Genomic DNA, 10,815 nt, shown 5'->3' with positions numbered 1-10,815 from the left:
CAGAACTTCTTCTCCACCAGTTCGGCCAGCGTATTTACAGCTTCCACCTCATCTTCACCCTGCGCTTTGATAGTGATCTCCGTCCCTTTGGGGATCTCGAGAAGCATCAGGCCCAGCACGCTTTTGGCGTCTACTTCCTGCTCTCCCTTTACCACGCTGACGCTCGACCTGAACCTGTTAGCTGTTTCAACAAATAAAGTAGCGGGTCTGGCATGTAAACCCGTTTTGTTAAGGACCCTCACAGTCCTGGCAAACACCTTCACCCACCCTCTCTCTCATAAAGTTTCTTACCTTCTCCACTACCTCGCCGGCAGTTGTCAATTTTGTCACTTCCAGTGAGAGCTCGGAAGCATCACTTTTTCTTATCTGTCTGATCAGGTTCTTCACCACCGGGATTGACCCCGGACTCATGCTCAACTCATCCACTCCCATGCCCAGCAGCAGCGGTACCGCCAGGGGGTCCGCCGCCATCTCTCCGCAAACTCCCACCCATTTATGGAACCGGTGTGCAGCACGCACCACCTGCTGGATCAGCCGGAGCACTGCGGGATGAAAAGGCTGGTAGAGGTAAGACACTTCTTCGTTCAGCCTGTCCACGGCCAGAACATATTGAACCAGGTCGTTGGTCCCTATGCTGAAGAAATCCACCTCTCTGGCGAGTTCTTCCGCCATTATAGCCGCAGCAGGAGTTTCCACCATAATCCCCAGGGGAATTTCGTCCACCACTTTTTCCCCCCGGCTTGCGAGTTCTTCCCTGAGCCGCCCGATAATTTCCCTGGTCTGCTTCACTTCCATCACGTCTGAAACCATGGGCAGCATCAGGGCTGCCTTTCCGAAAACACCAGCTCTCAGGACAGCACGGAGCTGAGTATAAAACAGCTCCTGATTCCGCAGGCACAGGCGGATGGCACGCAGCCCCAGGAACGGGTTTTGTTCCCCCGAACGTGCCAGGAAAGGCACTTCTTTATCACCACCGATATCCATGGTCCTGATGATGACCTGGTGGGGTGCCAGTTGCGCGAGCACCTCTTTATAGACCTCAAACTGTTCTTGCTCGGAGGGCACGGTATGCCGGTCTAAAAAGAGGAACTCCGTCCGGAAAAGCCCGACGCCCTCCCCACCGGCAGACAGGACCGCAGCAGCTTCCTGAGGGCCGCCGATGTTGGCTGCAACCTTTACCTGGAAGCCATCCGGGGTAACCGCCGGCAGGTTTTTCACGGCCTCGAGCACCCTGTGTTTTTCTCTCTCCTTCTTCAGCCGGTAACGGTAAGATTCCAGGGTACGTTCATCCGGGCAGATAACCACACACCCATTATCCCCATCCACAATGACGGTATCTCCCTCATGCACCCGGGTCAGAACGCCTTTTACACCCACAACCGCAGGAATATTCAAAGCACAGGCGAGAATGGATGTATGGGATGTCTTACTTCCCTCTTCCAGGACGAGCCCCAAAATCTTTGATGTATCCAGGAGGCTGGTCTCGGAGGGAGTTAAGTCGAGTGCGAAAAGGACGCCCGATTTTACCTCCTGTTTTTCCCCGGGAGAACTTCCGGTCAGGTTACGCAACAGACGCTGGCCGATATCTTTTATATCAGCCGCCCTTTCACGAAGATATGGGTCTTTTAAAGCCCCAAACCTCTCCACAAGCAGTGCAACCGTCCTGTCAACGGCTTGTTCTGCAGAAAGGTTTTCTTTTTGGATATATTCCTGCACCCGACTTACGAACATGGGGTCATCCAGAACCAGGAGTTGCGCTTGAAATATTTTTGCTTCATCTCTCCCCAGCTTACCTGTAATTTTATCCACCATGTCGTTCAACTGGCGCCTGGTCTCAGCCAGGGCGAGCTCCAGCCTGGCCAGTTCGTCCTGCGTACCACCGGCGGGCTTTCGAGGCGTGAGAAATTTTTGCCTCGAGTGGATCACGGCCCGGCCAACGGCAATCCCCGGTGAGACCCCGATTCCTTTCATCACTTTTACCACCTCGTCAAATTCCGGTCAGAGCAGCAAGAACGTCCGACTCGTCCTTTGCTTCCTGCAGCACCCGGCGGAAATCCTCGTGTATCAACTTTCGCGAAAGAGCGGACAGGATTTTCAAATGCTCGTTGCCGGCACTTTCAGCCGGTACGGCAATCAAGAAGACCAGGTGTACCGGCCGGCCGTCCAGGCTGTCCCACTCAACCCCGCACACCGGGCGGGCGAAAGCCAGTGCAGACCTCTTCACCGCCGCAGATTTGGCGTGGGGGATCGCCACCCCGAAACCGATACCGGTAGTACCCAGTTCTTCCCTCTTCAATACATCCTGCACAAAGGTTTCCAGGTCTGTCAGGTAACCGTTTTCCATAAGAAGGGTGGAGAGTTCTTCGATAATTGCTTTTTTCTCTCGGGACAGCAACCGCAGAGTTATCAACTGTTTCGTGATCAGATCTCGAATGTCCACGCTTTTGTACCCCCATCTTTAAAAAACCGAGAATTCGGGACCCCGGAAACACCCGGAGTCCCTCCTTACTATTGTTCACCTTGCCTCAGGATTTCTTGCCCGGTTTCAGGATAGATACCAGCAGAGCAGTAACTATGGTCCCGGCAGCAATCGCGAGTACGTATAAGCCCAGGTGGCCGACTGCATTGGGGATGGCCAGCACAAATATTCCTCCGTGCGGTGCCCGCAAGGTAGCACCGAAAGCCATGGAAAGGGCACCTGCCACCGCAGACCCGGCCATAATGGATGGTATCACACGGAACGGGTCAGCCGCCGCAAAGGGTATGGCTCCCTCGGTAATAAATGAGATGCCCAGTACCGCTGCAGCCTTACCAGCCTCTTTTTCCTCCCTGGTAAACTTCCCCGGAGCCAGCAAAGTGGCCAGAGCCAGGCCCAGCGGAGGAGTCATGCCAGCAGCCATCACGGCAGCTTGAGGTTCAAAAATATTGCTCCCCAGAAGGCCGACGGCAAAAGTATAAGCCGCCTTGTTAACCGGACCGCCCATATCAAAGGCCATCATAGCACCCAGAATCAACCCCAGCAGAACAGCATTTCCTTTACTCATACCGGTCAGCCAGTTTTTCAATTCATCCATGATACCCTTGACAGGGACACCAATCACGTAAACCATCAGCAGACCCACGGTTAATGTGGACAAAAGAGGGATAATTAAAACCGGCTTTAATCCTTCCATGCCTGCGGGAAGCTTAATATAATCCCTGAGCGCTTTCGCCACGTAACCGGCCAGGAAGCCCGCCACAATACCGCCCAGAAAACCGGCACCTGTCTGTGAAGCCAGCATGCCGCCAACCAGGCCGGGGACAAGGCCGGGACGGTCAGCAATCGAGTAAGCGATAAAGCCGGCCAGCACAGGGACCATCAACGCAAACGCAGCACCCCCACCTATGTTCATTAAGTTTGCCGCCAGGGTACCCTGCTTTTTAAAAGCCTCAATCCCAAAAACAAATGAAAGGGCGATTATAAGGCCACCGGCTACAACCAGAGGGATCATGTAGGACACACCGGTCATCAGGTGTTTGTAGAAACCGGCCGCCCCGGCGCTCCGTCTGGATTTTTCCTCCTGGACCTGCTGGATAAAATCTTTTACCGTAGCGCTTTGTTGAGCGGTTTCTTTCTGCTGTAGGGCCCGGTCTATCAAGCCGGCTGCATTTTTAATGGCTTCCCCCACTGAAACCTTGATGACAGGTTTCCCGGCAAACCTTTCTTCGGGTATCTGAGTATCGGCCGCCAGAATCACCGCCTGAGATTCACTGATATCCTGTAAGCTAAGTTCATTTTCCACGCCAATTGAACCCCTGGTTTCGACCTTGATTGCCACGCCCTTTTCCCTGGCAGCCTTTTCAAGAGCTTCCGCCGCCATGTAGGTATGGGCTATACCGGTTGGACAAGAGGTCACCGCGACCAGTTTTTTCATTTAGCTGCTCCTCCTTTGGTTGTTCTGAATTCAATAGGGTCCCAAACCTGATCAGCCATGGTCCAATTCCCTCAATTTTCAATGCATTTGCAATTCCTCCAGCACTACCTGTGACAGGAACTCCTGTATCAGCCGGAGATCTCCCACCCCGCTTCCACGCACTGTGACAGTAGCCGTACTGGCGGCAGTAGCCAGACGCAATGCCTCATCCAGAGAGAGGTCTTTCATCATTGCATAGGCAAAGGCGGCCACCATGGAATCACCAGCTCCGACAGTACTGCTGGCCCTGACAGAGGGAGGCCGGGCCCGTATCACCCTGTTTCCCGAGGCAGCCACCGCTCCGGCAGCTCCCAGTGAGATGACTGCCGTGCCGGCACCCATTTCCAGCAGCCTGCGGGCAGCCCCGACGAGGTCCTTTTCCGCTTCAATTCTGATTTGAAGCAGTTCCTGCACTTCAGCCAGGTTCGGCTTGACCAGGTCGGGCCCCGCAGCAAGCCCGACCTCCAGAGCCTCCCCGCTTGTATCCAGAATTGTTCTGGTGCCACATTCCCTGGCTATCCGGATGAGTACTGCGTAAGTATCTGGGGGGGCACCGGGCGGCAGGCTGCCGGAGAAAACCATGACCGGACACCGTTTGGCCAGTTCTTTCGTTTTCTGTTCGAACTGCTCCAGGTGCTCACCGGCAATTAAAAAGCCGGGTTCGTTGATCTCCGTCTCCGTCCCGGATACAGAATCTATGATCTTGAGATTCACACGCGTCTCGCCACCTATATAGAGGAAATCGGTAAGAATATCCCTGGACGAAAGAGCTTCAGAAATGTACCGGCCATTGTTTCCGGCCAGGAACCCGGTGGCTATCACAGGAGAACCCAGTTGCTTTAAAACTTTGGCCACGTTGATCCCTTTGCCACCGGCATCTACATAATTTACCTGCACCCTGTTGGTTCTGCCGATCGTAAAGTCGGGCACAACTACCGTTTTATCCAGCGCGGGATTCAATGTTACCGTAGCAATCATGCCAGTTAACACCTTCACTCCTTACACTCCCCACCCCCGGCCACAAGGACTCTCAGGCCTTGTTTTTTCAATGTTGCCAGGAAAGCGTCCGGCGCGCCGTTATCAGTAATCAGACAATCAATCCTGTCCAAATTGCAAATATGGCTGAAAGACACCCGGCCAAACTTACTGTGATCGGCAACCAGAATCACCTCCCCGGCACTGTTCAACATCGCTCTTTTCGTCTGCGCCTCTGCGAGGTTGGGCGTGGTCAGCCCCTTTTTCAAATCCACACCGTTGGTAGCCAGAAAAAGTTTGTCCACATATAAGCCAGACAGGATATTTTCAGTGATGGGGCCGACAAGAGAGAGCGTGCGCTGGCGCAGGTTTCCACCCAGGAGGATAACCTCTGTATTTCCGGCGGCAAGCTCACAGGCGATGTTGACCGCATTGGTTACGATGGTAATATTCTTCCTGTGCTTCAGCCGGCGGGCAATCTGCAGAGTAGTGGAACCCGCATCCAGCATAACTGTATCCCCTTCTTGGACAAGCTGTACCGCAATTTCAGCAATAGCTATCTTTTCGGCCTGATACTGGTCCTCTTTTTCAGCCAGGGAAGGTTCGAAAGTGGCAGCCTGATTGCTGATGGCACCTCCATGGGTGCGCTTCAGGTAACCCGCCTCTTCCAGTTCCTGCAGATCTCTTCTGATAGTAGCCTCAGAGACATTGAAATAAGCACTCAGATCCGGGACTTTCACAACCTGGTCCCGTTCCAGCAGTTCCAGGATTTTTTGTCTCCTCTCTTCGGCAAACATAAGCAAACAAGACCCCTTTGCATTGTCGTTTTATTTCGCTTTAACTTTCGATTGTGCTCGTTTGTGTTTGTTTGTGATTATAATAAGACTATTTCATATTCTTTGTCAAGCACAAAAAGCATGTTAAAAATAACCAGCAACTGGACAGCAGCACAAAATCGCCTTTGGCGACCTGTAGGCTTACAACGCGGCTCATATGCGCCCCTTAACTCCCCAAGCCATAAAAAATGGGGAGGGGGTACCAGGCCCCCTCCCCCATTTTAAGGCCATACGCTCACTCAAACCGGAGTGCTTCGATCGGGTCCAGCCCTGCTGCTTTTTTAGCCGGGTAATACCCGAAGAAAATCCCGACCACCGCCGAAAAACCCGTGGATAACAGGATGGAATACGCTGTAACAGACGTCGGCCACCCGAAAGCTTTTGAGATTATTTTGGAGCCGGCGACTCCCAGGAGAATACCCGCCATGCCTCCCGTCAAACAGAGGACCAGGGATTCGACCAGAAACTGGTTGCGTATATTGCTTTCGGTGGCTCCCACAGCCATCCGCAGGCCAATCTCCCTTGTCCTCTCCGTAACGGAGACCAGCATGATATTCATGGTCCCGATACCGCCCACCAGCAGGGACACGGCCGCCACACTGGCCAGGAGCAGGGTCATAACTGCGGTCGTGCTCTCAGCGGTCTCAAGCACGGAAGTCAAGTTGCGTACGTTGAAGTCGTCGGCATCGGTGCCGGACAGGCGGTGCCTCTCCCGGAGCAGGTCTTCTATGTTGCTCTGTACGAAATCCATGCTTTCCGGCGTCTCGGTTTGAACATTGATCAGGCGGACATAATTAACACCCATCAACCTCTTTTGAGCGGCGGTTACAGGTATGTAAACAACATTATCCTGATCCTGACCGGTCAGGGAAGCGCCTTTGGGAGCGAGGACCCCCACCACGGTAAAAGGTAGTCTGTTTATCCTGACCGTGGAACCTACCGGATTGGTACCCGGCAGGTAGAGGTTGTCAACCACCGTTTTGCCCAGAACAGCCACCATGGAGGCGCTCCTTACGTCATCCCCGGTAAAAAAGGTACCCGCGCTGACAGGCCAGTCTTTTATAATCTGCAGGTCGGGGGTGGTACCGTCAACCTGAGCGGTCCAGGTCTGGTTGGCGAAACTTATGGTGCCGTTGCCAGGCAGCTCCGGAGCCACATGGCTCACCATGCTCAACCCGGCTATGGCTTCGGCGTCCTCCAGGGTGAGGGTGTTTACACTCCCCGCGGCCCCGCGTACGGGTCCCTGCCCGGCCCCGGGGAAAACCATAAGCAGGTTCGACCCCATGCTGGCAATCTGGCCGGCAATTTTTTTGCTGGCGCCCTGCCCCACGGAAATCATGATGATGACTGCCGCGACACCAATGATAATGCCGAGCATGGTGAGGAAAGATCTCAATTTATTGGCTTTTAAGCCATTTATGGCCACTTCCAGGTTATGAAGAAAACTCAAGCTAACGCCTCCCTCTCTTCCGGGGCGGCTGCCAGATCCCGGGCAGCGTCCCCCGGGTTTGATACCGGAGTATCGCTCAAAATACGGCCATCCCTGACATTGATCAAGCGACGGCAGTAAAGGGCGATGTCTTTTTCGTGGGTTACCATCACCACGGTGATACCTTTTTCAGCATTGAGTCTCTGGATCACCGCCATAATCTCTATGCTCGTCCTTGAATCAAGGGCCCCCGTAGGTTCGTCCGCCAGGATTAAAGAAGGGTTGTTGACCAGGGCCCGGGCGATGGCGACCCTCTGCTGCTGGCCACCCGACAGCCGGCCGGGGTAATGGCTGGCATATTCCGACATGCCGACCCATTCCAGGGCCTCCCTCGCCCTCTCCGCCATTTCCTTTTTCCCCACCCCGGCATAAACCAGCGGCAGCTCTACATTGGCCAGCACCGTGAATCTTCCCAGCAGGTTGAAGTTTTGAAATACAAAGCCGATCTTTTTGTTACGGATAAGGGCGAGCTGGTTCCTGCCCAACCTGGAAACATCCTCACCGCCCAGGTAATAGGTCCCCCCGGTGGGCCTGTCCAGGCAGCCTAGAATGTTGAGGAGGGTACTCTTGCCCGAACCGGAAGGACCCATGATGGCAACCATTTCCCCTTCCCGGACGGTGAGGCTGACGCCATTTAAGGCATGAACCCTGGTCTCACCCATGTTGTATACCTTCGTTATATTTTCCAGCACGATTACCGGTTCACCGTGCACACCACATCACCCCTTGCTGCAAAACAAGGCAGGTTTTCTCTTACTCCCCGGGTTTCGTCACACAGGCATTCAATCAGCGCCTCTGGCCACCCCCACCGCGGAGCATCCCGCCGCCCCCCGCGCCCGGCATGAACGGCAGACTGCCGGTCTGACTGCGTCCACTCGCAGCTGCCTGGTCGAGAGAACCCACCACTACTTTATCCCCTTCATTGAGCCCTGCCAGAACTTCATAGTTTATCAGGTCCGACAGTCCCAGCACCACCCTCCGGGGTACCGGTCTGCCGGATTTATCCAGGACGAGGACCACGGCGCGCTGTCCCTGCTCGTCTCCTTTCGCCGGCGGGGCAGTCCCCGCCGCACCGCCGGTCCCGCTGCTGGCCACAGAGCCGGAAGCACCGCCCGGCTTCGAACCTCCCGGACGGCCGCTGCCGAACCCGCTCCCCGCCGCTTCCCGTCTCAGGGCTCCGCTCTGCCTTATTTTGTTAAGGTAACTGACAGCGTATGTAACGGCACCTTTGGGTATGGTAAGGACATTTTCGTGCCTGTCGACAAGTATGTTCACGTTCGCAGGCATTCCGGCCATCAGACCCTGCTGGTTTTTGTCCAGCTGAATGATTGCATCGTAGATCTGAACGTTCGATTCGGTGTGCGCCTGGGGAGATATACTGCTCACCATGCCGGTGAAGGTTTTATTGGGGTAGGAGTTCACCGTAAACTCCGCCCTCTGGCCGATTTTCAACCTGCCAATGTCGGCCTCGTTAATCTGGGCTCTGACCTGGAGGGGTTCTGAAATAATTACAATGAACCCGCCCGTACCGGTACTGCTGTTGCCGCCTGCAGCCCGCTGGCCCTCCGAACCGTTTATTTCACTCACAATCCCGTCCATCGGACTGTACAGCTTGGCTTCCTCCAGATCTTTCCTGGCCATCTGGAGCTGCGCCCTGCTGATTTCCACCTGGGCGGCGGCCGCTGCGATATCTTCCGGACGATTACCCGCCCGGAGCAGCTGCAGAGATTCCTCAGCCTGCTTTAATTTGGCTTGCGCCGTAGCATAGTCGGAAATTGCTTTGTCAAGGTCGGCCTGTGAAAGGTACCCTTCCTGAAAGAGCTGCTTATCCCTGTCAAGGGTGGATTTTGCCAGGTCGTAACCCGCCCTGGCCATACTGACATTGGCCTCCGACTGGGCTATTTCTTCCGGCCTCGCTCCTTTTTCAAGGAGTTGGAGCTTCGCATCCGCCTGCTTTAAATTGGCCGAGGCCTGCTCAACCTGCGCCTCCAGACTGCTGGTATCCTGTTCCGCCAGCAGCTGTCCGGCAGTCACGTGATCGCCCACTTTAACATAAATTTTCTTGATGACTTCCGAATTCTTGAAACTTAGCGAAACGGTATGCACAGGCTCCACCGTACCGCTGGCCGAAATGGTACTGGTAACAGAACCCTTTTTCACCGTTTCGGTAATGTAATTACCCTCCGCCTTCCCCGCCCCTTTAAAAGCATAAATACCCGCCAGCGCCAGAATGATAATTGCCGATAAGCCAATTATTGTTTTTCTCCTTTTTAAACCGCTGGAAAGAATATTAAGCTGCTTCCATACGAAATTCGGCTCGCTCTGCATGAGATCCCCCCCTCATTCCAATTACCAACCACTGAAGTGTTAATCCCTCAAGGGGATTTTAACCGTTGAAGAAACACCGCCCCTTTCATTTTCAAGGTAGATTTGCCCGTGGTACATTTTTACAATGCGCTGCACTATGGTCAGCCCCAGCCCGAACTTCCCTTCCCGCCCTTTATGGAAAGGCTGGAATAGCTGTTCGAGGATGTGGGGCTCAATCCTGGAACCGTCATTCCAGAAAGAGAGGACTATCTCCGTTTTTTCACCGCTCAACCCGAGACTGATTTCAAGACGTGAAACCGCATAACGCAGGTGGTTTTCCAGCAGGTTTTCAACCATCACCCGCAGGACATCTTCATCCCCGGTCATGCTTACCGGCTGCAGATCCAGTTGACATGATACTTCCGGCCGTTGCGGGGATAAACGCTGAACTACATTCTCAACCAGCCTGTCCAATTTTACCTCTTTTTGAACCTGTTCCCGGGTGGCCAGGTAATCCAGCCGCGTTAAGTAAAGCAACTGCTTGACCAGCTTTTCCAGGCGGGCACCTTCCTCATCGATCACCTGGATGCTGCCGGCCAGGTCGCCCTTCGGGTAGACACCGTCCTGGATGGCCCGGGCATAGCTGCGGATCACCATGACAGGTGTTTTCAACTCATGCGAAATATTCTGCAGTATCGATTGCTGCATCTCGTCCTGGCGGACGAGCTGCTGGCGCATAACCTCGATGGAGCGGGCCAGCCTTCCTATCTCATCACCCCGCTTGACATCCAGGGGCTCGTGCCAGTTCCGGTTTGCAATACGTTTTACATGCCGCTCCATCTGGACCAGGGGCCGGGTCAGGTAACGGGCAATAAACAGGGAGGCGAACCAGCTCACTATCAGAGCAATGCCGGCAAATACCATGAAGTTGAACAACAATGAGTTTATAAGCCTGTCTTCTTCCGATTTTCGAATAAGCTTAACCTGGTACAGGGGGCGCCCGTAGACCACGTTTTTTCTAATGACATAACGGACCGTTTCCTGGCCGCGCCTGTACTCATAGAGTTTGACCGATGTCTGCTGTGACCGGGCATTGCGCATGATTTCCTGGATAAACGAAGATGAAAAAACCTGTCCGGCCTGCGCAGGTATGGTCGTCCCGTCATCCAAAACAATAAAATCATGGATACGAAAGTCCTGCGGGCCTGCCCAAAACTTAGGACCTCTGCCTATTTTAGTGGAAGAATATCTTTCC

General features: G+C 54.2%; 10 protein-coding genes. All 10 read right to left on the bottom strand.

Annotated elements, in window-relative coordinates:
• A partial coding sequence (locus tag ACPLUI_RS06320) for an HPr family phosphocarrier protein (RefSeq protein WP_424659425.1) occupies window positions 1–257 on the bottom strand: 257 nt, incomplete at its 3' end.
• On the bottom strand, window positions 229–1,971 hold the full coding sequence (gene ptsP / locus ACPLUI_RS06315; protein ID WP_424659424.1) for a phosphoenolpyruvate--protein phosphotransferase: 1,743 nt from the start codon (window positions 1,969–1,971) through the stop codon (window positions 229–231). The genes ptsP and ACPLUI_RS06320, both read right to left, overlap by 29 nt.
• A gap of 16 nt (window positions 1,972–1,987) precedes the next feature.
• Window positions 1,988–2,440, bottom strand: coding sequence for a PTS sugar transporter subunit IIA (locus ACPLUI_RS06310; RefSeq protein WP_424659423.1), 453 nt, complete (start codon window positions 2,438–2,440; stop codon window positions 1,988–1,990).
• An 85-nt stretch (window positions 2,441–2,525) separates the two neighbouring features.
• Complete coding sequence (locus tag ACPLUI_RS06305) at window positions 2,526–3,914, bottom strand: fructose-specific PTS transporter subunit EIIC (protein WP_424659422.1); 1,389 nt, start codon at window positions 3,912–3,914, stop codon at window positions 2,526–2,528.
• Between the two features lie 78 nt (window positions 3,915–3,992).
• On the bottom strand, window positions 3,993–4,949 hold the full coding sequence (gene pfkB, locus ACPLUI_RS06300) for a 1-phosphofructokinase (protein ID WP_424659421.1): 957 nt from the start codon (window positions 4,947–4,949) through the stop codon (window positions 3,993–3,995).
• Entirely contained in the window at window positions 4,946–5,725 is a 780-nt protein-coding gene (locus tag ACPLUI_RS06295; RefSeq protein ID WP_424659420.1) for a DeoR/GlpR family DNA-binding transcription regulator, read from the bottom strand. Before ACPLUI_RS06295 ends, pfkB begins: the two co-directional genes overlap by 4 nt.
• Window positions 5,726–5,999: 274 nt before the next feature.
• A complete protein-coding gene (locus ACPLUI_RS06290) occupies window positions 6,000–7,142 on the bottom strand; it encodes an ABC transporter permease (protein ID WP_424659427.1) in 1,143 nt (380 codons plus the stop codon).
• A 68-nt stretch (window positions 7,143–7,210) separates the two neighbouring features.
• Complete coding sequence (locus tag ACPLUI_RS06285; RefSeq protein ID WP_424659426.1) at window positions 7,211–7,915, bottom strand: ABC transporter ATP-binding protein; 705 nt, start codon at window positions 7,913–7,915, stop codon at window positions 7,211–7,213.
• A gap of 124 nt (window positions 7,916–8,039) precedes the next feature.
• Complete coding sequence (locus ACPLUI_RS06280; protein WP_424659419.1) at window positions 8,040–9,581, bottom strand: HlyD family secretion protein; 1,542 nt, start codon at window positions 9,579–9,581, stop codon at window positions 8,040–8,042.
• 39 nt (window positions 9,582–9,620) lie between these two features.
• Window positions 9,621–10,730 (bottom strand): sensor histidine kinase, encoded by a 1,110-nt coding sequence (locus tag ACPLUI_RS06275; RefSeq protein WP_424659418.1) that lies wholly within the window; start codon window positions 10,728–10,730, stop codon window positions 9,621–9,623.
• Window positions 10,731–10,815 lie beyond the last annotated feature (85 nt).

Origin of the sequence: Desulfofundulus sp. (assembly GCF_049701015.1) — a bacterium.
Classification (GTDB): Bacteria; Bacillota; Desulfotomaculia; order Desulfotomaculales; family Desulfovirgulaceae; genus Desulfofundulus.
The sequence above is the reverse complement of the archived record's forward strand: the minus strand, read 5'-3'. Positions and strand labels throughout refer to the sequence as shown.